This window comes from Tamaricihabitans halophyticus (genome assembly GCF_004340875.1).
Classification (GTDB): Bacteria; Actinomycetota; Actinomycetes; order Mycobacteriales; family Pseudonocardiaceae; genus Tamaricihabitans; species Tamaricihabitans halophyticus.
The window spans coordinates 489,558-510,690 of sequence record NZ_SLXQ01000001.1 but is presented as its reverse complement, the minus strand read 5'-3'; the positions used below and the strand labels follow the sequence as shown (position 1 = coordinate 510,690).

The following is a 21,133-nucleotide window of genomic DNA, read 5'->3' as shown; positions in this document are numbered from 1 at the left end:
CCGGGTCGCGGGACGAACGTCCGGCTGAACCTCGGTGTCCGTCGATCGATGGACACCGAGGTTGATCGTGCTACGCGGCGCCGCCGTTGACCGGCAGCGCCTGGCCGGTGATATGACCGGCCTCGGGGGAGGCAAGGAAGCGGATCGCCGCCGCGATGTCGTCCACCGTGCCAGCCCTGCCGTTCGCGGTCTGCTCGATCAGCATCGCGCGCCGGTCCTCCGGCAGACCGCCGCCGAAGAACTCGGTCGGTTCGGTCAGCCCCGGCGATACGACGTTCGCGGTGCCACCTCGTGCGCCGATGGTCCTTGCCAGCTCACGGTTCCAGGTTTCCACGGCTGCCTTGGCCGCACCGTAACCGGCGGCACCGCCGCGCGCGGCGATCGAGCCGAGCGTGATCACCCGGGACTGTTCGGCGAGCCGGTCGAGCAGCGCGGTGGTCACCAGTACCGCGCCGAGCAGGTTCGCCTCGAGGTTGCGCAGCCAGGATTGCCGCAGTGCCACCAGATCGCCCGGTGCGGGCGCTCCGATATCGGTGTTCCCGCCCGCGTTGTTCACCAGCACGTCCACTCGCGGGGGCAGGGCCGGCAGCGCCGCCGTGATGGCCGCTGGATCGGTGGCATCGAAGGCGACCGGGGTGGCACCCAGCTCGCGGGCGGTTTCGGCGAGCAGTTCGGCACGCCGTCCGGTGATCACCACGTCCAGACCGTCGGCGCGCAGCCGTGCGGCGGTTGCTTTGCCAATCCCGGTTGCTCCACCGGTGACGATGGCGGTGCGGGTCATCTCAACTCCATTATTTAGGTCTAAACTGTTCGGAGTCAGAGTAGCGGAAGAGTTTAGGTCTAAACAACTGGGAGTCGCAGGATGGCCGATGGGGTGGACGCGATCCAGGAGGGGTGGCGCAGGGAGCGCCCGGATTTCCCGGTCGAGTCGATCGGGGTGATCACCCGGATCTGGCGGCTCGCTCAGTGGTTCAGTGACGACCGGCGGCGTACCTTGCGCGCGCTGGACACCGATCCATCCACTTTGGATCTGCTTTCCACGTTACGGCGGTCCGGCGAGCCGTACGCGATGACGCCGGCCGAACTCGCCGAAGCCTCGCTGATCAGCGCGGGCGCGATCAGTCAGCGGGTGGCCAAGGCCGAGCGCGCCGGCTGGGTGCACACCGAGCGCGGTGCCAGTGGCAAGCGGACCAGCAGGGTGCGGCTGACCGAGGCTGGCCTGTGGTTGAACGAGCAGCTGGTCGGCGACCTGCTTGCGCACGAGCAGACGCTGGTGGAGCACCTGTCGCCGGGCGAACGCGCCCAGCTGACCGAGCTTCTACGTAAACTCCTTGCTGGTCTTGGCTAGCCGAGCTCGCGCCAGCCCTCGACCTCCTGCGGTCCGCGTGGCGCCGGGCCGATGTATTCCGCGGCTGGCCGCACCAGCCGACCGGTGCGCTTCTGTTCCAGGATGTGCGCGCACCATCCGGCGGTCCGCGCGCAGGTGAACATCGCCGGCATCATATGTGGTGGCACGTCGGCGAAATCCAGGATCACCGCCGCCCAGAACTCCACATTTGTCTCGATTGGACGGTCAGGGCGACGCTCCCGCAGCTCGGCGAGCGCGGCCTGCTCCAGTGCGGCCGCCGCCTCGAACCGGGGCGCGCCGAGTTCCTGGCAGGTGCGCCGGAGCACTCGAGCCCGGGGATCCTCGGCCCGGTAGACGCGATGCCCGAAGCCCATCAGCCGCTCCTTGCGGTCCAGGATGCCGCGCACCACAGTACGGGCGTCCCCGGTGCGCTCCGCCTCGGCCAGCATCGGCAGTACCCGCGCCGGCGCGCCGCCGTGCAACGGCCCGGACATCGCGCCGACCGCACCGGAAAGCGAAGCAGCCACATCCGCGCCAGTGGACGCGATCACCCGCGCGGTGAAGGTGGACGCGTTCATCCCATGCTCGGCGGCCGACACCCAGTACGCGTCCACCGCGCGTACCTGTGCCGGATCCGGCTCGCCACGCCAGCGGGTCATGAACCGTTCGGTGATCGTCGTGCATTCATCGATCCTGGACTGCGGTACGGCTGGGTGATGTATCCCCCGCGCGGACTGCGCGACATAGGAAAGCGCCATCACCGAGGCGCGGGCGAGCTGTTCGCGGGCCGCCTCGTCGCTGATGTCCAGCAGCGGTTCGTATCCCCAGATCGGGGCGAGCATGGCCAGCGCGGCCTGCACGTCAACCCGCACATCGCCGGAGTGCACGGGCAGCGGGAACGGCTCGGCAGGCGGCAGCCCCTGGCCGAACCTGCCGTCCACCAGCAGCGCCCACACATTGCCGAAGGTCACCTTTCCGGTTAGATCTTCGATATCCACCCCTCGGTAGCGCAGTGCGCCGCCGTCTTTGTCCGGTTCCGCGATTTCCGTGCGAAACGCGACAATTCCCTCCAAGCCAGGTCGAAACTCGGTGTTGTTCACTGACTGAGCTGTGCTGGTCACTGGGTGTCCTCCCGCGCCATTTCCCCGACGGTCCGGCTGTCCATTGGCGAGCCCTGTTCCGGCGCAAACTCTGCTCCGATTACGGACATTGAGCAATCACCTACGCCTCGGGTGGCCCGCATCACCAGTCGGGCGGTTCCGTTCGACTATGGCTAGGGCCTACCGTCCCATTTCACCGGATGTTCATCGGGATGGCGCAGGTTGTGGAGGGTGGCGGAACATGCCAGATACCAGCAGCGGTGGCCAGGCTGTCGCGAACGGCGAGGCCGGCGATGCCGAATCGGGCATAGCGGTCGAGTTGCCGGGGATGCGGGTGTCCTACGAACGTGGCTCGCTTGTCGAGGAGGAACTGGCCGCTACTTGGGCTGATCAGCTGCGCCTGTGGTTGGAGGAGGCCACCAAAGCCGGCGTGCCCGACGCCAATGCGATGGTGCTGGCCACGGCCGATGCCGACGGTCGGCCGTCCTCGCGCAGCGTGCTGTGCAAGGGCCTCGACGAGCACGGCGTGGTCTTCTACACCAACTACACGTCCGCGAAGAGTCACGACCTGCTGGCCACGCGGTTCGCCTCGGCGACCTTCCCCTGGTATGCGCTGCATCGCCAGGTACACGTTCGCGGTGAGGTCGTGCGGGTGAGTGCGGCGGAGACCAAGGAGTACTGGGACCAGCGTCCGCGCGGTTCCCAGCTCGGTGCCTGGGCCTCGCCGCAGTCCCGGATCGTGGAGGGCCGGCCGACGCTGGACAAGGCGCTGGCCAAGGTGCAGCGCCAGTTCGGCGAGAACGATGACGTGCCAGTGCCGCCGCACTGGGGTGGCTGGCGGATCCGCCCGGAAGTCGTTGAGTTCTGGCAGGGCAGGCGGGATCGGATGCACGACCGGCTGCGGTTCCGGCGGGTGGACGAGCGGTGGATCGTGGAGCGTCTGGCGCCGTAACAGCGGATGAGCGAGTTGGTGCGGATCCGCCGAGGAACCGCCGTTGCCGAGGTGTCGGTCCTCGGGGCGAGCCTGCGGGGCTTCTGGCAGGCCGACCGGGCATACGTGGTGGACCGGAATGCCGCTGGGGAACTGCCTTCCGCCGGCAAGGTCATGGTGCCCTGGCCGAATCGCGTCGCGGGTGGTCGCTGGGAGCATCTTGGGCGTGCGCGGCAGCTCGAGATCACCGAGCCGGCGCGGGGCAACGCGATCCACGGTCTGGCCGGCGCGCATGCCTGGACGGTCATCCGTCACGAGCGCGAGCATGTCCAGCTCAGCACCGTTGTCCCGGAACAGCCCGGCTGGCCAGTGCCGCTGCGGGTTTCGGTGCACTACTCGCTGGATGAACACGGCCTGCGCGTGCGGCATCAGCTGGACAATCTTGGCGCGCAGCAGGTGCCGGTTGGGCTCGGCACGCACCCGTACCTGCGGGCCGACGCCGATGCGGTGCTACGCGTGGCCGCGCCCAGCTATCAGCCATCCGATCCGGCGACCATGCTTCCCGAGGGGGCGCCGCGCCCGGTCGATGGCACGGCCTATGACCTGCGTGCCGGGGCCGCCGTAGCCACGCTTCGTGGTCTAGGTCTGGACAACGCGTTCGGGCGCTGCGAGCCGGACGACGATGGGTTCGTCCGGCATACGCTGCGCGGCGCCGCCGGGGGAGCGCGGCTGTGGGCCGATCCAGCGTTTCGGTGGGTGCACGTGTTCATCTGGCGGCCGGAAAGCGGTGACTTCGCGCTGGCGGTTGAGCCAATGACCTGCCCGCCGGACGCGCTCAACTCCGGGGTCGATCTGCGCATCCTTGCACCGGGCGAAAAGTGGCGGGTGAATTGGGGAATCGAGCCGTTTGCGCTTAGTGTCCTGAGTTAGGGGTTCGTTAGCGGATTTCGGTGATCCAGGTGGATGCATCGCAAGGCGGAGGTGGGGGTGCCCCCGCCGTGAGGTGGGGGAGAAGCCGATAGCAGCGCTATCGGTGACGACGCTCCCCTACCGTGGCCGCCAAGCGTGCCACAGCGGGGGCCCAACGCCGCGAGGCGCCGCCTGGGTCCGAAAGACGCCACTCATACTTCTGACTCAGGACACTATGTCAGCTAGGGTCGGCGTTCGTGGATATCGCGATTACAGGTGGCTACGTGGTGCCCGTCGATGGGGAGCCGATCGACGGCGGCACCGTGTTGATCAGGGACGGCAAGATTGCCGAGATCGGCGCCGATGCCGATGTGGACGTACCCGACGATATGTCCAGTGTGGACGCTCAGGGTAACTGGGTGCTGCCCGGATTCATTGACGCGCACGCACATCTCGGCGTGCACGAGGATGGCGAAGGCTGGTCGGGTAACGACACCAACGAGATGACCGACCCGAATGGCGCGCGGTTCCGGGCGATCGACGGGATCGACCCAACCGACGTGGCATTCGATGACGCGCTGGCCGGCGGCGTCACCAGTGTGGTGATCAAGCCCGGTTCCGGTAACCCCATCGGTGGGCAGACGGTCGCGGTCAAAACCTGGGGCCGCACGGTGACCGACATGCTCTTCGGCGCGTCGGTCAGCGTGAAAAGCGCGCTCGGCGAGAACCCGAAGCGGGTTTATGGCGAGAAGGACCGGACCCCATCGACCCGGCTCGGCGTTGCCGCGGTGATCCGCCAGGCCTTTACCGAGGCGCGCAACTACGCGGCGCAGCGCGCGCACGCCGAGGGCGAGGGCAAACCCTTCGATGTGGATCTGAGCAAGGAGACCCTGGCCAGGGTGCTTGCCGGGGAGCTGTACTGGGACCAGCACACGCACCGCGCGGACGACATCGTCACGGCCATCCGGCTTGCCGAGGAGTTCGGTTACCAGCTGATCGTCAACCACGGGACCGAGGGGCACCTGGTGGCGGATGTGCTTGCCGCCAAGGACATTCCGGTGATCGTCGGCCCGCTGTTCACCAGCAGGGTCAAGGTCGAGGTGCGGAACAGGACGCTGCGCAACCCCGGAGTGCTCGCGCGCGCGGGCGTGCGCATCGCGCTGACCACCGATCATCCCGTTGTGCCCATTGACTTCCTGGTGCACCAGGCCACGCTCGCGGTGAAGGAAGGGTTGGACAGCGATACCGCGCTGCGCGCGCTCACCGTCAACCCGGCGGCGATGCTCGGCCTGGACGACCGGGTGGGTGCACTCAAACCGGGTCTGGATGGCGATGTGGTGATCTGGTCGGGCGACCCGCTGGACGTGATGAACCGCGCGCTGCGCGTGTTCGTGCGGGGCGAGCAGGTCTACGAGTACGACGAGGCCAATGGCCGCGGTAGCGCCGCGGCCCGGTACTACCAGGAAGCCTGAGCTGACCCCGGCCGCTGTAACACTGTGTGTACTCCCGATCGCGGGAATGGGGCCGGGGTGAGATCACTCTGTGACCTTCAACTACGATCCCGGGCAGCTAATCTGGAAATCGTCCCCGGCGTGCTCGGGACCGGATCTGGCTGGTGCCGGTACGGATCATCTCGCTGACCGTTACCTACCCAATGGCAGCGGACTTTGTTTCCCGAGCGCGCACGATGCATTGGAGACTGCGTGACACAGGACGACCAAGGGCAGGGCGCCTTCACGGCCGCGACCGGACGCGGGCTGGAAAACGACCAAGGGAAGCCGCGATACCTCGCCTACCAGCGGGAGCTGATTGGCCGGCACTGCGGGCGCAGCGTTCTTGAGGTCGGTGCCGGGCTCGGCGAGTTCGCCGACGGCTACCGGGGCGCGGACCGGTATGTGGTCACGGACGTGGACCCTGGCGCCGTCGAGCGGATGAAGGAGCGGTTCGCGGACCGGTCCGAGATGGAGGTCCGCCAGTTCGACATCGACGGGCAGACCGAATTGGACAAGCCGGTCGAATCGTTGATCGCGATCAACGTGCTCGAGCACATCGAAGACGACGTGGAAGCCTTGCGGCTACTGGCCAAATCCGTGACCGCTAACGGCAACATTGTCCTTTTTGTACCCGGATATCAGCAACTCTACGGTGAGTTCGACCGCAAGGTTGGGCATTTCCGGCGGTACACGCCGACCACGGTGACGGCCGCGGCGCAGGCTGCCGGCCTGACCGTGGAGGTCGCCAAGCCGGTGAACTTCCTCGGCGCGTTCGCCTGGTGGGCGGCCGTGCGCAAGGGCGGCGCGGGCGCGCCCAACCCGAAGCTGGTGGCCATTTACGACCGTTTCGTCGTGCCGGTGACCAAGGCGATCGAGAAGGGCGTCAAGGTGCCATTCGGACAGTCGGTGCTCTGCGTGGCCCGCAAGACCGAAGGCTGATCGACGATTCTCGCTAGCTAGCTGGTCCCGTTTCACCCGCAACCAGGAACGGGACCAGCCAGCCTCGCTAAGCTTAAAGAACGCGATCACGGAGCGTGCTCCCTGGCCGCAAGATCCTTACGGAATGCGGTTACGGAGCGTGTCAGCCGTTCCGGAGCTGCCTCGCGATCACCATGCGCTGGATCTGGTTCGTCCCTTCGAAGATCTGTGGCACTTTCGCTTCCCGCATATAGCGCTCGACCGGAAAGTCTCGCGTGTAACCGGCCCCGCCGAGGACCTGCACCGCATCGGTGGTTACCCGCATCGCGGCGTCCGTGGCGATCAACTTGGCCACCGACGACTGCCGGGCGAACGGCATACCGCGATCGCGCCGCCTTGCCGCGTCCAGATACGTCGCCCGCGCTGATTCGACCGCGGCGGCCATATCCGCGAGCAGGAACTCGATGCCCTGGAATTCAATGATCGGCGAACCGAACTGGCTACGCTGTTTGGCGTAGCCGACTGCTTCGTCCAGCGCCGCCTGCGCGAGCCCGACCGCGCAGGCGGCAATGCCCAGTCGTCCGGAGGCGAGCGAGGACAACGCGATCTTCAGCCCTTGCCCCTCCGCGCCGACCAGCCGGTCAGCCGGCACCCTGGCGCCGTCGAAAAGCAGCTGCGTGGTGGTCGACCCGGTGAGCCCCATCTTCTTCTCCGGCGGTGCCGCCGTGAGCCCTGGCGTATCACCGGCGACGTGCAGGCAACTGATGCCCTCGCTGCCTTCGGCGGTGCGCACCATCGTCGTGTAGTAGTCGGCCTCCCCGCCGTGGGTGATCCACGCCTTCGCGCCGGTGACCAGGTAGTCCGCGCCATCGCGCACCGCGCGGGTGGACAGCGCGGCGGCATCCGAACCCGCCTGGCTCTCGGACAGGGCGTAGCCGCCGAGCAGTTCGCCGCCAAGCATCTCTGGCAGCCAGCGTTCCTGCTGCTCCGGCGAGCCATACTCGGCGAGCGCGTAGCAGGACATGGTGTGCACCGAAAGGCCAACGCCAACCGACATCCACGCGGTGGCGATCTCCTCGAGAACCTGAAGGTAGGTCTCGTACGGGACCGCCCCGCCGCCCCAGTGCTCCGGGTAGGGGAGGCTGAGGAGCCCGCTGCGGCCGAGTAGGCGGAACTGCTCCCTGGGGAAGCGCTCGGCGGCCTCGTACTCTGCGGCGTGCGGTTCGAGCTCCTGCTTGGCGATCTCCCGCGTGAGCTCGATCAAGTCCTGCGACTCGGTATCCGGTAGCAGTCGCTCGGCTGGCATATCCATCTCCAGAGGGCATGCTGGTTCTGCGTCGAACTGTCGGTCGTCCAACTACTTTACTCGGCCCGAGCAGCGCGCGGAACGTGCCGGCAGGGTGGTGGCGCGCGCCGGTTATCCTTGACGATCGAGGTTGGCCGGACTAGCGGGGAAAGGGCGGCGCGGTGATCGTTGTCGGCGGCGAGGCACTTGTTGATCTTGTTCCGTCCGCTGTGGACGATCCACTCAGTCCATTGGCGCCGAAGCTCGGCGGCGGTCCGTACAATGTGGCCATTGCCGCTGCGCGCCTGGATGTGCCGGTTTCCTTTCTTTCTCGGGTTTCTACCGATCCGTTTGGCAGGTCCCTGATGCGGCGGCTGGATGAGTCCCGTGTAGATCTGTCGCTTGTGGAGCGTGGGTCGGAGCCAACCACGCTTGCTGTGGTTGCGCTGGACGGTTCTGGTTCGGCGCATTACACGTTCTACACCGAAGGGACCGCGGATCGACTTTTTGTCGATCCAGGTAGTTTGCCGAGCGAGACCACGATGCTTTCCCTCGGCACTCTCGGCATGGTGCTGGAACCGGGGGCCACCGCGTACGAGGCGGTACTCGCCAGGGCCGCTGGTGCGGGTGTGCTCACCGCGCTCGACCCGAACATCCGGGCCGACCTCATCGCCGACCAGGACGCGTACCGTGCGCGGTTCCGGCGCTGGCTACCGCATACCAGCCTGCTCAAACTGTCCGATGCGGACGCGGCGTGGCTCGCTGACCAGGAGGATGACGTCGAGCGTGCGGTGCGTGACTGGCTGACGCTCGGCCCTTCGGCGGTCGTGCTGACCAGGGGTGCGGACGGCTTGGCCGTGTTCACCGCTGCTGGCGGCACGGTGCACGTACCTGCGGTACGGGTTCCGGTCGTGGATACCATCGGTGCCGGCGACACGATTCAGGCGGCACTACTTGCCTGGTTGCACCGGAAGGGGTTGACTGGCCCTGGCCAGCTGGCTGAGTTGGCGGATGCGGACTGGCGGAGCGCACTCGACTTCGCCGCCGCGGCGGCCGCGGTCACCGTCTCGAGGGAGGGGGCGCAGCCGCCGGTAAGTGGTGAAGTGACTGAAATGCGATCCGGCGTGTGATACCTGTCCCAACGAGGCAACCGGATCACCGGTTGAGGTGTCCGCGCGCGGATGTGGCTACTAGCGTAAGGACTGACAGGACCCCAACGGGGCGGTGCTGCGGTGCGCCATAGCGAACCGCGGGCTCGGCAGCGACACGTGTTTGTCGTCCGCGCCGCCCTGTCCGAGCGTGAGAGGGACATGCATGCCCGACGCGACGACTGCGCCGCAATCCGGTACTCGTACCGTCGCGCTACGCCTCGACGGCGGCGAGCACGACATGAAGGTTATGCCTGCGAGCGAGGGAGCTCCAGGTATCGCACTTGGCAAGCTGATGGCGGATACCGGCCTGGTCACCCTTGACCCCGGTTTCGTGAACACTGCCTCGTGTTCTTCGGAGATCACCTATATCGATGGTGACGCCGGAATCCTCCGGTACCGCGGCTACCCGATCGAACAGTTGGCCGAAAAGTCCAACTTCATCGAGGTCAGCTACCTGTTGATCTACGGTGAGCTGCCCACCCGGCAGCAGCTGGAGGAGTTCAGCTCCAAGATCAGCAGGCACACCTTGCTGCACGAGGACCTGAAACGGTTCTTCGATGGTTTCCCACGGGACGCGCACCCGATGCCGGTGCTGTCCTCCGCGGTCTCCGCGCTGTCCACCTTCTACCAGGACTCGTTGAACCCGTTCGACGAGCCGAACGTGGACCTGTCCACGATAAGGCTGATGGCGAAGCTGCCCACGATCGCGGCGTACGCCTACAAGAAGTCCGTTGGCCAGCCGTTCCTCTACCCGGACAACTCCCTTGGCCTGGTGGAGAACTACCTGCGGATGACCTTCGGTTTCCCCGCCGAGCCCTATGACGTGGACCCGGTGCTGGCCCGCGCGCTGGACCTGCTGTTCATCCTGCATGCCGACCACGAGCAGAACTGCTCGACTTCGACGGTGCGGCTGGTCGGGTCCTCCGAGGCGAACCTGTTCGCCAGTATCTCGGCCGGGATAAACGCGCTGTTCGGTCCGCTGCACGGCGGTGCCAACGCGGCTGTGCTGGACATGCTCGAGGACATCCGGAGCAACGGTTCGGATGTTGCCGAGTTCGTACGCAAGGTGAAGAACAAGGAAGCCGGCGTACGGCTGATGGGCTTCGGGCACCGGGTGTACAAGAACTACGACCCGCGGGCGAAGATCATCAAGAAGACCGCGGACGAGATCCTTGCCAAGCTTGGCGTCCACGATGAGTTGCTGGACATCGCGAAGCAGCTCGAGGAGACCGCACTCGCCGACGACTACTTCGTCGAGCGCAAGCTCTACCCCAATGTGGACTTCTACACCGGGCTGATCTACCGGGCGATGGGCTTCCCGACGAAGATGTTCACCGTGCTGTTCGCGCTGGGCCGGCTGCCGGGTTGGATCGCGCACTGGCGCGAGATGATCAACGATCCGGCGACCAAGATCGGTCGGCCGAGGCAGCTCTACATCGGGCGTACCGCTCGAGATTACGTTGACATGGCGGGCCGCTGAGCCCTGATTTGTCCAATGTGGAAGGCCATCCGGCGCGGCGCTGGGTGGCCTTCCGGCGTTTCTGGGCCCGAACCGCAATCTTTAGGGATCTTGCGATGACTGTGCGTCTGCGAGCGGTAGTGTTCGATTGGCGTGGAACCTTGGTGACTACGCTGGACGAGCGAGGCTGGGTCCATGCGGCGTTGCACCGGATTGGTCGTGCGGCTGACGAGGTTTCCGTGGCCGAAGTATGCGCGGCAATCGCAAGCGCCTCCGGGTCCCCGGATCGGCTTGACGCCCCGGGAATCGACAGTGACGCGCTTCTGCATCGTGATACCTACTATGCGGTGTTCGCGGATGCGGGGTTGGACGATGAGCTTGCCGATGCGCTGTACGCGGTCGAATCGGATCCGGTTTACAACGAGTTTGCGGTGGACGCGCTTGAGGTGTTGGCTGCCGTTTCCGGGCGTGGCTGCGCGGTCGCGGTGTTGAGCGACATCCATTTCGACCTTCGACCGGCGTTTGTGGCAGGGGGCCTGGACCAGTTCGTCGATGCCTATGTGCTGTCGTACGAGCGTGGTGTGCAGAAACCTGATCCGTCGATCTTTCGCATCGCCTTGGCGATGCTTGGCACTGAATCCGGGCAAACGCTCATGGTGGGCGATCGGGCATCGCATGACGGGGCCGCGGTTGAACTTGGTATGCCAACGCTGTTGCTACCGCCCTTGACGGATGCTCAGCAGCGGCGACTGCACCTGGTGCGGAATCTGACTGGCTAGGCGCGGACGGTTTCGACCAACGTGATGAACTGTCGCTTGGGATCCTTTACCGCGCGGTGCAGGGATTCGATGGTGGCGCACGGCCATGTTTCGCGGCAGAATCGGCAACGGCCGTGACAGTTCCCTTCGTGTGCGAGTAGTGCCCCGTTGAGCACGTTCACCAGGTCCGGGATGAGTTCGCGGGCGATCGCCTCATCGTCCGGTGTCCATGTTTCCGCTTTGGTTGCATGGTATTCCGCTCCGTAGAGGTGCAGCATCAGGTCGTCGCGCAGTAGCCGATAGGCATCGGCTCGTGCGGGCGTCAGTGCGGTGCTTGCTTGGTTGATCATTGAAGTACCCTCGCTTGTGGACAGAACGGCGCGGGATAAGTGAAGCAATTGCCGGCGGAACAATCGATCCGTCTTTCCGGGGAACAATCCCGTTGTCGGTGTGGAGTTCGATGGCGGCCCGCTAGGTTGGGCCGTCATGGATGCCGATTTTCCCACGATCCGTAGCCGGCAGCTCGGCGATGCGATGAGACAGGCGCTGCGCGCGACCGGACTGTCCGGTAAGGAATTTGCCCGCAAGATCGGTTGGGACGAGGCGCGGCTTTCCCGCTATCTCAGTGGTAAGCGCACCTGCCCGAACCTGGATCTGGCGACGTTCCTTGGCGCGTGTGAGGTGAAGGGCGCGGAACGCGAGCGGTTGTTGTGGCTGGGCGAGGAAGCGAACCGGCCGGGGTTGTTGCAGCAGTTCGGTACCGGTTTGCCGAAGCAGCTGCGCATCCTGGTCGACCTGGAGGACAACGCGGCGGGCTACATAGACTTTCAGCCGAACATGATTCCCGGCATGTTGCAGACCGGCGCATACGCACGTGCCTTGCTCACTGAAGCCGGCAATGACGCGCCAGACGAGATTGATGAACGGGTTGCCGCTCGGTTAGCTCGGCAGAGCTTGCTAAGCCGGGAGCAGCCGGTCCAGTTCGGGTTCTTTATCCACGAGTTCGTACTGCGACTGCCGGTCGGCGGTTCGGTGGTGATGTCGGAGCAGTTGCATCATCTGCTGCGGATGGCGGTACGACCGAATATCGAGCTGCGCATCATCCCCGCAGCGCAGGGTGCGCATGCTGGGATCGCGGGGCCGTTCATGTTGCTGGATATCGTTGGTTTCAAGCCGGTGGTGTATCTGGAAAGTCAGACGGCAAGCGTGTTTCTTGAGGAGCCGGCGGAAATCGCCACCTATCGGAGCATGCTGGGCAGGCTCGCGGAAACCGCTCTGGATGCGCGACAATCGAAGGAGCTGATCGGCAATACGGCGATGGAGCTCTACCCGGATGGAGAGAACAGCGATGATCATGCCCAAATCGGCGGGAATGACCTGGCGGAAGAGCAGCTACAGCGCTGGCAGCAATGGTTGCGTCGAAGTGGCCCGGACTGAAGGCGCTGTCCAGGTGCGGGACACCAAGAACCGTGCCGGTGGTCAACTCACGATCTCGGGCGCCGCCTGGCGCGCGTTGCTGGACGAGCTGAGCTGACCTCGCCCATTCGGGTTCACCCTGAGTGAGCCCGTTGTTGTTGGTAGTGCTCTATCCAGCTAGTTTAACTGATTGTCCCCGCGGCAATCGCGTGCGGTGATACATTGCTTGCAGTATGTAGCCGCGCATGGTTGTCGCATGGGGAGGGGACATGGGCCAGCCGGAACAAGACCCAGAGGTTGGGGCCGCACCCGGAGCCGAGAATGTAGCGGGCCCGGCCGAAGTCGGTGGCGCCATCGGCCTCGGAGCCACGGCCATCGGCGCGGGCCAGATGGACGAGCTCAACGCCGTAGCCAACAGCGGCGGCGAAGCCGGGCGCTTCGAGTACACCGAAGAACAACTCCGCTCCATCATGAACCGCTGGCAAGCCCTAGCCGACGAGTACGCCGAGGACGTAATAACAGCAGAGCCGCTGCGGCGGATTCGAGGGCCAGGCGACGAATATGTCAGCGCTCGCTACGCGATAGCGGCGAACGCGGCCGGCCAAAAGGTGATCGATACCCTGATTGAGCGGCAGGAGTACTGCCAGACGCAGGCGGACAAGTGCGCGAAGGCGTTGGGTGAGTATGTCGAGACCGAGGACGAGGCGGAACGGGAAATGAAGAAGCCAGACGGACCGGTGGGACCGGTTTGATGGTACGTACTCGTGTCGCAGTCACTTCGGCGGTCGCGGTTATATCGGTGTTGCTGGCGGGTTGTTCGACGGAGGAGCCCGGTTCGGCTGCGCCGGCGGAGACACAGGACACGGCGTCACCGTCGACTTCAGCGCCGGGTGGCACCGATGATCTTCCGGCAGGAGGCGCGCCGGCTGTTGAGGAACCACTAGATACGTCGAAGTTCGAGCAGGATCCCTGTGCAGCGTTGACCGTTGAACAGCTCAATGAGCTGAACCTTCCCGAGCAGGGCGAAGAGCGGGACGGTGGGGCTGGGCCGACATGTGGGTGGAATAATCGGGAAACCACTGGTAGCGCCACTATCATTCTTGTGACTGCGAGTGATCGTGGTTTGACGGCGTTGTATGAGACCCGTGGCGATTACGAGGTGTTTGAGCCGGTTGATCTGATCGAGGGCCACCCCGGTGTTGTCTACAGCTCGGCGGAGAAGGCGAACTGGCACTGTACAGTTGCCGTGGGTTTGACTGATGAGTTGGCGATGGACGTTAACGTGCGTTTGTCGCGCGCTAATCGTGGCGGGGATGGCTGTGGGACGGTGCAGGGTATTGCTGGGTACATGTTGCAGACGATGAAGGCTGCCCAGTAACCGCAAGATCCCCAAAGAACGCGGTCAGGCGCGGCAGTCTGCCCGCTAACCTTAAAGAACGCGGACACACACAGCCACAGCCACCGCAAGATCCCTAAAGAACGTGACTTAGTTTAGGGCTTCGCGGAGTTTGACCCGGCTTCCGGTGCGCAGTACCGCGTTCCCGTAGATCTTCCCGGCCAGCCAGGTCACCAGCGCGATCATGGCGAGCGTGCCCAGGATGGCCACGGCGATCTGCCAGGCCGGCGCCAGCCCCATCGCGATGCGCGCCGGCATCATGATCGGTGAAAGCAGCGGCACCAGGGAGAGCCCAACCGCCAGCGAGCTCGTCGCCCCCTGCAGCAGCACGTTGAACCCGATCACGAAGCCGATCACCAGGATCGCCATCATCGGCCCGGTTACCTGCTGCGTCTCCTCCTGCCGGGACACCAGCGACCCGGCCGCCGCAAAAACCGTGGCATACAGGAAAAACCCGAGTAAGTACCACACCAGGCCCCACAACAGCGCGCCTGCGGTCACCCCGGACACGGTCAACACCCCGGTCACCGAAGTCAGCGTCAGCCCAACGACCCCGACAATGGCCAGCTGGCACAAACCCACCGTGCCGATCCCCGCGACCTTGCCGAGCAGCAGTTGCCACGGTCGCACCGTGGCCAGCAACAGCTCCACGATCCGGCTGGACTTCTCCTCCACAACCCCGGTAGCCACTTGCATGCCATAAGTGATCACCGACATGTACAGCAGCACGGCCAGCACCAGGCCCACCACCAGCCGCTGATCCAGATCCGCGTCAGGTGGATTCAGATAGTCCACCCGCACCTGACTCGTATACACCGAACCCAGCGTCGCACCCGGATCCTCCACCCCGGCCTCGGCGAGCTTCGCGGCCAACACCTGCTGGCGAGTCAGGCCGTTCAACACATTGCGCAGGCTTTCGTCCAGCTGACTGTCCGCAAGCACCCGCAACGTCGACGGCGAACCGGAAACCAGCACATCCAGCTCGCCATCAGCGACCTGTTCCCGCCCGGTATCCGCATCCGGCACCTGGACCGTACGCACCTCATGGCCAAGCTGCTCGGCGGCGACCCGCAGTTGCCCGGCCACCGCGCTCGCCTGCCCGGTCAGCCCGACGGTGCTCCGCGCGCCCGTGCCGAGCACCGTGGTGTGCAGCAACAGGTAACCGGCGAGCACCAGGATGATCACCCCGGTACTGACCGCGAAGCCCTTGCTGCGCAGCTGCATCGCGATTTCCCTGCGCGCGATCAGCCACACCGCCCGCCTGCCCTCGCGCACCAACCTGGTCATCGCGCATCCCCCTCGGTGACCACATTGCGGAACAGCTCGCCGAGCGTCGGCTTATGCCGGCTGAACTCGGTGACCGGACCGGTCGCCAGCGCGGCATGCAGTATTCGCTGCTCATCCGTGCCCGGTGCAAGCTCAAGTGTCCACCGGCCGGCGGTCCGCTCGGTAACGGTTACCCCGGCGAGTCCCCGTGCCCAATCGGCCGGCGCGTCCGGCGCTTCCACGATCAGTCGTGCCGCGGCGCCACTTCGCAGTTCCGCCACCGTGCCCGCCGCAACCATCTGTCCACTACGGACAATTCCGACCCGATCGCACAACCGCTGGACCAGATCCAACTGGTGACTGGAGAACAGCACCGGTACACCCTCATCGGCCTTGTCGCGCAACACCTGGCTCATCACGTCCACCGCAACCGGGTCAAGACCGGAGAACGGTTCGTCAAGCACAAGTACCTCGGGTTCATGCACCAGTGCCGCGCACAGCTGCACCCGCTGCTGGTTACCCAAACTCAACGACTGCACGGTGTCCTGCCGCCGGTCCCGCAGGCCGAGCTTGCCAATCCAGAACTCAGCGTTGCGCTGCGCGGCCTGGATACTCATCCCGTGCAGCTCGGCAAGATACGCCAACTGGTGCAGTACCTTCATTTTCGGGTAAAGCCCGCGTTCCTCCGGCATATACCCAAACCGGGTGCGGGTCGCGAAGTCGACCGGTGCCCCGTTCCAGCGCACTTCGCCGGAATCGGCGGCGAGCACCCCGAGCACGATCCGCATCGTGGTCGTCTTGCCCGCGCCGTTACTGCCCACAAACCCGAACAGTTCCCCGGGCCGTACCTCGAATGTCATCTCCCTGAGCGCGACCACCTCGCCATACCGCTTCGAAACGCGGTCGATCTCCAAGCAGGTGCTGGGCACTGGCGAGCTCTCCTCGGTCAGCTGGGCAGCGGGTCGCGCCGTCGTGGCGTTAGCCTAGCGCCCAGTGCCGCCGGATCGCCGAACTACCCGGCGAGCCCGGCCAAGGCGCGCCGGGTGATCTCGCTGACCTGCGGCGCGGCCGCGGCGGCCGTCGAAGGTACTAACCCGAGCCGGGTACGCCGTTCGAGTACATCGGCCACGTCGAGCGCGCCCTCGTGTCGCACCGCGAAGGCGATCTCGGCCCCGGTGATCGCGGTGCCCGGCGCGACCGGCTTCGCCAGCTCGGCATCCAACTCGGCGACCGCGGCAATGCGCGTCGCCTCGGTGCCATACTTGGCAATCAACCGTTCCGGAACGTCCATAGCGGATAGCGCGGACCGGGGTGCCGCACCGACTAGCGGCAGCCGCGTGGTCCGCGTGGGTCCGGCATAGAGCCCGGCAGCGGTGATCGCGGCGTCCACCGCGTCCTCGGCCATCTTCCGGTAGGTGGTGAGCTTCCCGCCGACCACGGTAAGTACGCCGTTCGCGGCGGAGACAATCGCGTGCTTACGGGACAGGTCGGCACTGCGCGTCCGGGACCCGGCAAGCAGTGGGCGCATCCCGGCAAACGAGCCAAGGACGTCCGAGCGGGTGAGTTTCCGGTTGAGCGCGGTGGAAACCACCCCGAGCAGGAAGTCCACATCGGAATCCGGAACGTCCGCGATATCCGGGATGTCCCCGGTCATCGGCTCATCGGTCAACCCGAGTAACGCGTGTCCGGAAGGCTGCGGGATAAGCAGGACAAACCGGTTACGTTCCCCAGGAATCGGTACCGTCAACGCGGTAGTGGACAGCCCGAGATCGACGCCATCAAGCACCAGATGTGAACCGCGGGACGGGTGCAGCCGCACCGCGTCCGTCAACCCACCGGCCCATACCCCAGCCGCGTTGAGTACCACCCTGGCGCGCAGCGTGGCCTGCTGCCCGGTACAGCCGTCCAGCACCGTGACGTGATCGCCGGCGACGGCTGTTGCCCGCAGCCTGGTCAGGATCCGCGCACCGTAGCCAGCCGCGGTACGCGCCAGCGCGACCACCAGCCGGGCGTCGTCGGTCAGCGCGCCATCGAAGGAAAGCAGTGCACAGGCCAGATCCGCGCGCCGCAGACACGGCACCAGTGCCCGTGCCTCGGCAATGGATATCCGGCGGGGCGGCGGCAGCAGGCTGCTCGGCGTGCCAGCGCCGCGTCGCAGTAGATCGCCCGCGACCAGTCCGGCGCCAAGGAACGCGCCCCTGCGCCGAGCATTCCGCTCTTCCAGCGGGATCACCTGTGGCAGTGTCCGCACCAGATGTGGGGCAGTGCGGGTGAGCAGTACGTGGCGTTCCACCGCGCTTTCCCAAGCCAGCGCCAGCTCACCGTGGGCCAGATAGCGTAGCCCGCCGTGAATCAGCTTGCTTGACCAGCGGGAGGTACCGAAGGCCAGATCCTCGGCTTCGACCAGTGCGACGGAAAGTCCCCTGCTCGCCGCATCAAGTGCGATGCCCGTGCCGGTAACACCGCCACCAACCACAAGTACATCAACGGTTTCGCCCGCGGCGATCTCATCGAGCTCGGCCGCTCGACGAGCCGCGTTGAGTGAACTACTGTGTGGCAGCGGAAAATTCCGCACTACCCTGCCTCGGTTGGGCGCAGCGAGCTGTCCAATGTATGCGCCAACTCGTCGAGCAGGCCGCTTTCCGTGATTCCCTCCTCTGTGGACACGGCTATTCGCAGTGAGAACACATAGGACTGGGAGAGCAGCAGTAGCGCGCGCGCCTGGGTCGCGCCGTCACCTTCACGGACCGAACCGTCCGCATGGCCGGCATCCACCAGCCCTCGGATGAACCGCTCGGCATTGCGCTGGGTGCTGCCCACCCTGCGCACCACGTACGGGATCATCATCTCGGCGTCGACATCCAGCACCGTGCGCATGATCGGATCGGTGACGAGCCGGCGGACAGACTCAACGGTAGCCAGGACCAACCGCTCACGGTTCGTCGACGCGTGCTTCGCATGATCCATCGCATCACCGAGCAGCGTGCCGAACTCGCGGGTCATCAGCGCAACGAGCATGCTGCGCACATCGGGGAAGCGCCGGTACAGCGTCATCCGACTCACCGAGGCGGTACGGGCCACCTCGGCCAGCGTGGTGCGGCGTACTCCGACGGCGAGGACGCAGCTGCGGGCCGCGTCGAGCAGATCGTCATCGGGCACTCGATTCGCGCTCTGTCGTTGCTCTGTGGCCACGACGTGACGCTCAGTTGTCATATGTCACACTCTAACTATGACGGAAGGGATCGACCATAGGTTGCGGGGGCGGTGGGCGCCGCACGGCGCACACCAGGACAAACTACCCGCACGTAGCCTGCGGTGGCTATCCACTCGCATTGGCGCGTCCGAAGTAGCCAGTCCTGGCACGGAAGGGGAGCCTGGCGAACCTTCGCCAACCACCCTGCCGACGGCGGCCCAAGCCGATCTTACCGAAATCCTCGGGCACGAGCGGCTGACGACCGATCCCGCGGCGCGCCTCGGCCGAGCCGGCGGGCTGTCATATCTGGACTTGTTGCACCAGCGCGGGTTCGGCGAGCTGGCCGTCCCGGACGCGATCGCACTGCCCAGCGACGCCGAGCAGGTACAGCGGGTACTGGAATGCTGTGTGCGACACGACATCGCGGTGGTGCCGTTCGGCGGCGGCACTTCGGTGGTCGGCGGGGTGAGCGCGCTACGTGGTGGCAAGGCCGCGGTGCTCGCGCTGGACCTGGTCGGTCTGGATCAGTTGCACTCGGTGGACCCGGTTTCCCGGCTGGCGGTGTTCGGCGCGGGGACCAGGGCGCTGGCCGCCGAGCGAATGCTGCGGGCACACGGTCTGACGCTCGGCCATGTACCGCAGTCCGCCGAGCGGGCGAGCATCGGCGGGTTCGCGGCAACCCGTTCGGCAGGCCAGGCCTCCAGCGGCTATGGGCGTTTTGAGGACATGGTGGCCGGGCTACGGCTGGCCACCCCGCGCGGTCCATGGCGGCTGGGCGTGGCCCCGGCGTCGGCTGCCGGCCCGGATCTGCGCGCTCTGGCGCTCGGCAGCGAGGGCACGCTCGGCGTGCTTACCGAGGTGACCTTGCGTGTTCGCCCGCTACCGACGGTAGAGCGGTACGAGGGCTTCGTGCTGGATGGCTGGACACGTGGCCAGGAAGCCGTCCGCGCGCTTGCCCAAGCTGGCTGCCTTGCCGAGGTGACCAGACTGTCCGACAGCGATGAGACGAACGTGTCCTTCGCGCTGCGCGGGGGTATGCGGACCGCGGCTTTGCGCGGTTATCTGCGGGCACGTGGGGTCCGCGAACCGAATCTGCTTGTGCTTGGCTGGCATGCCGGTTCGCGGGCCGAACTCGCGCGTCGGCGCGCGGTGACGCTGGGCGTACTGCGCCGGTTCCGGCCCGTGCGCCTGGGTACCGCGGCAGGTGAGGCGTGGCGGCGCGGGCGGTTCGGCGGGCCCCGGCAGCGGGATGTGCTGCTGGACGCCGGGGTATGCGTGGAGACGTTGGAAACCGCGGGGTTCTGGTCCGGGCTGGACCGGCTGCGGGATGCGGTGCGCACCGCGCTGCGGACCGAGTTGACCGGCCATGGGCGGGCGCCGCTGATCATGTGCCATATCTCGCATGCCTACGAGACGGGCGCCTCGCTGTACTTCACCGTGCTCGTGCCACGGGCGCATGGCGACGAGCTTGGCCAGTGGCAACGGGCCAAAGCCGCGGCATGCGCGGCCATCGCCGGCTGGTCCGACCCCGACGTCGGCGAGCCGCTCGGGACGATCACGCACCACCATGCCGTTGGCACGGACCATGCGCCTTACCTCGAAGCGGAGATCGGCGCGCTCGGCGTGGACGTGCTGCGGCAGCTCAAGCACACCCTCGACCCGACCGGCATCCTCAATCCCGGCAAGCTGCTACCCGACGCTTAGCCAAGCACCCGATGCACGAACGACACCACATCACCAAGTACCTGCTTGGAGTTGGTCTCGTTGAAGATCTCATGGCGCGCGCCGGGATACTCGATCTCCTCGAAACCCAGCCCGCGAACGCGGTCGATCCCGGTGCGCGTCTCAGCGATCGGCACCAGCTCGTCTTCCCCGCCATGCAGCCACAACGCGGGTAGATCATCCCCGAACGGTCCATGTGCGTCGATCGTGCCCAAACACTTCTCGATCGCCCACAGCGTGCGGCGCCGAAACGGGCCGTGCCAGACAAGTGGATCGGCGGCGTACGCGCTGCCTACTCCGGGATCTCTGGACAATGTAGACACATCGATTGGATCTTCCGGGATCTCCTCGTACTTGAGCAGGTCAAGCGCCTTCCAGCTGCCGAGTACCGGACCGGAGAGCACCAGTGCGGTCAGCTCATCCCGATGACGCTGGGCGTATCTCGTCGCGATCATCCCGCCTAGCGAATGGCCAATAAGCACAATCGGCAGGTTCCGGTGTTCCGCGTCCGTTTGCACGATCACCTCATGTAGATCGTCTACAACAGACTCGAAATCCCGGAAGAGGACACGCTCGCCCGCTGATTCGCCGTGGCCAACATGGTCGTTCCCGATCACCACCGCGCCAGCCTCGATCAGCGCGTCCGCCACATGCTGATACCGGCCGATATGTTCGCCGTACCCGTGCACGAGTACCGCGAGCCAGTGCGCCCGCGGATTCGGCCAGGTCCGTGCTCTGATCTCGCCGGCGTGTCCAGCCAGCGCCCAGCTCCAATGCTCGGTTGCCAC

General features: G+C 65.9%; 22 protein-coding genes. 13 read left to right on the top strand and 9 right to left on the bottom strand.

What is annotated here, in order from left to right; genetic code table 11:
* Nucleotides 1-70: 70 nt before the first annotated feature.
* Entirely contained in the window at nt 71-781 is a 711-nt protein-coding gene (locus tag EV191_RS02370; protein ID WP_132875126.1) for an SDR family NAD(P)-dependent oxidoreductase, read from the bottom strand.
* 81 nt (nt 782-862) lie between these two features.
* Between EV191_RS02370 and EV191_RS02365 the strand changes: the two genes are divergently transcribed.
* Complete coding sequence (locus EV191_RS02365; protein ID WP_132875125.1) at nt 863-1,348, top strand: MarR family winged helix-turn-helix transcriptional regulator; 486 nt, start codon at nt 863-865, stop codon at nt 1,346-1,348.
* On the opposite strand, the gene EV191_RS02360 is transcribed toward EV191_RS02365, so the two are convergent.
* Nucleotides 1,345-2,469 (bottom strand): citrate synthase 2, encoded by a 1,125-nt coding sequence (locus tag EV191_RS02360; RefSeq protein WP_132875124.1) that lies wholly within the window; start codon nt 2,467-2,469, stop codon nt 1,345-1,347. The two genes, EV191_RS02365 and EV191_RS02360, sit on opposite strands and share 4 nt — an antisense overlap.
* 220 nt (nt 2,470-2,689) lie before the next feature.
* On the opposite strand from EV191_RS02360, the gene pdxH reads away from it, so the two are divergent.
* From pdxH to EV191_RS02340, 4 genes are all read left to right on the top strand, one after another.
* Nucleotides 2,690-3,400, top strand: coding sequence for a pyridoxamine 5'-phosphate oxidase (gene pdxH / locus EV191_RS02355; protein WP_132875123.1), 711 nt, complete (start codon nt 2,690-2,692; stop codon nt 3,398-3,400).
* A 6-nt stretch (nt 3,401-3,406) separates the two neighbouring features.
* Nucleotides 3,407-4,309: an aldose epimerase family protein gene (locus tag EV191_RS02350; RefSeq protein WP_132875122.1), complete on the top strand. Its 903-nt coding sequence runs from the start codon at nt 3,407-3,409 to the stop codon at nt 4,307-4,309.
* 236 nt (nt 4,310-4,545) lie between these two features.
* On the top strand, nt 4,546-5,760 hold the full coding sequence (locus EV191_RS02345; RefSeq protein ID WP_132875121.1) for an amidohydrolase: 1,215 nt from the start codon (nt 4,546-4,548) through the stop codon (nt 5,758-5,760).
* 231 nt (nt 5,761-5,991) lie between these two features.
* Nucleotides 5,992-6,720, top strand: coding sequence for a class I SAM-dependent methyltransferase (locus EV191_RS02340; protein WP_132875120.1), 729 nt, complete (start codon nt 5,992-5,994; stop codon nt 6,718-6,720).
* A 142-nt stretch (nt 6,721-6,862) separates the two neighbouring features.
* On the opposite strand, the gene EV191_RS02335 is transcribed toward EV191_RS02340, so the two are convergent.
* A complete protein-coding gene (locus tag EV191_RS02335) occupies nt 6,863-8,005 on the bottom strand; it encodes an acyl-CoA dehydrogenase family protein (protein ID WP_132875119.1) in 1,143 nt (380 codons plus the stop codon).
* A 161-nt stretch (nt 8,006-8,166) separates the two neighbouring features.
* Here EV191_RS02335 and EV191_RS02330 point away from each other — a divergent pair, with 161 nt between their 5' ends.
* The 3 genes from EV191_RS02330 (at nt 8,167) to EV191_RS02320 (ending at nt 11,373) form a co-directional block, all read left to right on the top strand.
* Nucleotides 8,167-9,114 carry a carbohydrate kinase family protein gene (locus EV191_RS02330; RefSeq protein ID WP_132875118.1) on the top strand — a complete coding sequence of 316 codons (948 nt, stop codon included), beginning with the start codon at nt 8,167-8,169 and terminating at the stop codon, nt 9,112-9,114.
* 184 nt (nt 9,115-9,298) lie between these two features.
* The gene (locus tag EV191_RS02325) at nt 9,299-10,615 is read left to right on the top strand and encodes a citrate synthase (RefSeq protein ID WP_132875117.1); all 1,317 of its coding nucleotides are present in this window, start codon (nt 9,299-9,301) and stop codon (nt 10,613-10,615) included.
* A gap of 95 nt (nt 10,616-10,710) precedes the next feature.
* Nucleotides 10,711-11,373 (top strand): HAD family hydrolase, encoded by a 663-nt coding sequence (locus EV191_RS02320; RefSeq protein ID WP_132875116.1) that lies wholly within the window; start codon nt 10,711-10,713, stop codon nt 11,371-11,373.
* On the opposite strand, the gene EV191_RS02315 is transcribed toward EV191_RS02320, so the two are convergent.
* Entirely contained in the window at nt 11,370-11,702 is a 333-nt protein-coding gene (locus EV191_RS02315; RefSeq protein WP_132875115.1) for a hypothetical protein, read from the bottom strand. The two genes, EV191_RS02320 and EV191_RS02315, sit on opposite strands and share 4 nt — an antisense overlap.
* 136 nt (nt 11,703-11,838) lie before the next feature.
* Here EV191_RS02315 and EV191_RS02310 point away from each other — a divergent pair, with 136 nt between their 5' ends.
* The 4 genes from EV191_RS02310 (at nt 11,839) to EV191_RS02295 (ending at nt 14,146) form a co-directional block, all read left to right on the top strand.
* Nucleotides 11,839-12,789 carry a helix-turn-helix domain-containing protein gene (locus EV191_RS02310; RefSeq protein WP_132875114.1) on the top strand — a complete coding sequence of 317 codons (951 nt, stop codon included), beginning with the start codon at nt 11,839-11,841 and terminating at the stop codon, nt 12,787-12,789.
* A complete protein-coding gene (locus tag EV191_RS30930) occupies nt 12,776-12,886 on the top strand; it encodes a DUF397 domain-containing protein (protein WP_424565421.1) in 111 nt (36 codons plus the stop codon). The genes EV191_RS02310 and EV191_RS30930 overlap by 14 nt, the downstream gene beginning before the upstream one ends.
* Nucleotides 12,887-13,037: 151 nt before the next feature.
* Nucleotides 13,038-13,520, top strand: a complete 483-nt coding sequence (locus EV191_RS02300) for a hypothetical protein (protein WP_132875112.1) — start codon at nt 13,038-13,040, stop codon at nt 13,518-13,520.
* Nucleotides 13,520-14,146, top strand: coding sequence for a DUF3558 domain-containing protein (locus EV191_RS02295; RefSeq protein WP_132875111.1), 627 nt, complete (start codon nt 13,520-13,522; stop codon nt 14,144-14,146). The genes EV191_RS02300 and EV191_RS02295 overlap by 1 nt, the downstream gene beginning before the upstream one ends.
* Nucleotides 14,147-14,254: 108 nt before the next feature.
* Here the strand turns inward: EV191_RS02295 and EV191_RS02290 are convergent, their stop codons facing one another.
* From EV191_RS02290 to EV191_RS02275, 4 genes are all read right to left on the bottom strand, one after another.
* Nucleotides 14,255-15,451 carry an ABC transporter permease gene (locus EV191_RS02290; RefSeq protein WP_132875110.1) on the bottom strand — a complete coding sequence of 399 codons (1,197 nt, stop codon included), beginning with the start codon at nt 15,449-15,451 and terminating at the stop codon, nt 14,255-14,257.
* Nucleotides 15,448-16,359, bottom strand: coding sequence for an ABC transporter ATP-binding protein (locus tag EV191_RS02285; RefSeq protein ID WP_424565420.1), 912 nt, complete (start codon nt 16,357-16,359; stop codon nt 15,448-15,450). The genes EV191_RS02290 and EV191_RS02285 overlap by 4 nt, the downstream gene beginning before the upstream one ends.
* Before the next feature lie 83 nt (nt 16,360-16,442).
* A complete protein-coding gene (locus tag EV191_RS02280) occupies nt 16,443-18,005 on the bottom strand; it encodes a glycerol-3-phosphate dehydrogenase/oxidase (protein ID WP_165912787.1) in 1,563 nt (520 codons plus the stop codon).
* Complete coding sequence (locus EV191_RS02275; protein WP_132875109.1) at nt 18,005-18,643, bottom strand: TetR/AcrR family transcriptional regulator; 639 nt, start codon at nt 18,641-18,643, stop codon at nt 18,005-18,007. The genes EV191_RS02280 and EV191_RS02275 overlap by 1 nt, the downstream gene beginning before the upstream one ends.
* A gap of 16 nt (nt 18,644-18,659) precedes the next feature.
* Between EV191_RS02275 and EV191_RS02270 the strand changes: the two genes are divergently transcribed.
* Nucleotides 18,660-20,327: an FAD-binding oxidoreductase gene (locus EV191_RS02270; RefSeq protein ID WP_132875108.1), complete on the top strand. Its 1,668-nt coding sequence runs from the start codon at nt 18,660-18,662 to the stop codon at nt 20,325-20,327.
* Here the strand turns inward: EV191_RS02270 and EV191_RS02265 are convergent.
* Entirely contained in the window at nt 20,324-21,133 is an 810-nt protein-coding gene (locus EV191_RS02265; RefSeq protein ID WP_243658704.1) for an alpha/beta hydrolase, read from the bottom strand. The two genes, EV191_RS02270 and EV191_RS02265, sit on opposite strands and share 4 nt — an antisense overlap.

Bases quoted from the DNA above. Each gene is read 5' to 3' on its own strand.
- EV191_RS02270 (WP_132875108.1), top strand. From the start codon at position 18,660: ATGACGGAAGGGATCGACCATAGGTTGCGGGGGCGGTGGGCGCCGCAC.
- EV191_RS02290 (WP_132875110.1), bottom strand. From the start codon at position 15,451: ATGACCAGGTTGGTGCGCGAGGGCAGGCGGGCGGTGTGGCTGATCGCG.
- pdxH (WP_132875123.1), top strand. From the start codon at position 2,690: ATGCCAGATACCAGCAGCGGTGGCCAGGCTGTCGCGAACGGCGAGGCC.
- EV191_RS02300 (WP_132875112.1), top strand. From the start codon at position 13,038: ATGGGCCAGCCGGAACAAGACCCAGAGGTTGGGGCCGCACCCGGAGCC.
- EV191_RS02315 (WP_132875115.1), bottom strand. From the start codon at position 11,702: ATGATCAACCAAGCAAGCACCGCACTGACGCCCGCACGAGCCGATGCC.
- EV191_RS02310 (WP_132875114.1), top strand. From the start codon at position 11,839: ATGGATGCCGATTTTCCCACGATCCGTAGCCGGCAGCTCGGCGATGCG.
- EV191_RS02295 (WP_132875111.1), top strand. From the start codon at position 13,520: ATGGTACGTACTCGTGTCGCAGTCACTTCGGCGGTCGCGGTTATATCG.
- EV191_RS02325 (WP_132875117.1), top strand. From the start codon at position 9,299: ATGCCCGACGCGACGACTGCGCCGCAATCCGGTACTCGTACCGTCGCG.
- EV191_RS02365 (WP_132875125.1), top strand. From the start codon at position 863: ATGGCCGATGGGGTGGACGCGATCCAGGAGGGGTGGCGCAGGGAGCGC.
- EV191_RS02275 (WP_132875109.1), bottom strand. From the start codon at position 18,643: ATGACAACTGAGCGTCACGTCGTGGCCACAGAGCAACGACAGAGCGCG.
- EV191_RS02335 (WP_132875119.1), bottom strand. From the start codon at position 8,005: ATGCCAGCCGAGCGACTGCTACCGGATACCGAGTCGCAGGACTTGATC.
- EV191_RS02370 (WP_132875126.1), bottom strand. From the start codon at position 781: ATGACCCGCACCGCCATCGTCACCGGTGGAGCAACCGGGATTGGCAAA.
- EV191_RS02350 (WP_132875122.1), top strand. From the start codon at position 3,407: ATGAGCGAGTTGGTGCGGATCCGCCGAGGAACCGCCGTTGCCGAGGTG.
- EV191_RS02320 (WP_132875116.1), top strand. From the start codon at position 10,711: ATGACTGTGCGTCTGCGAGCGGTAGTGTTCGATTGGCGTGGAACCTTG.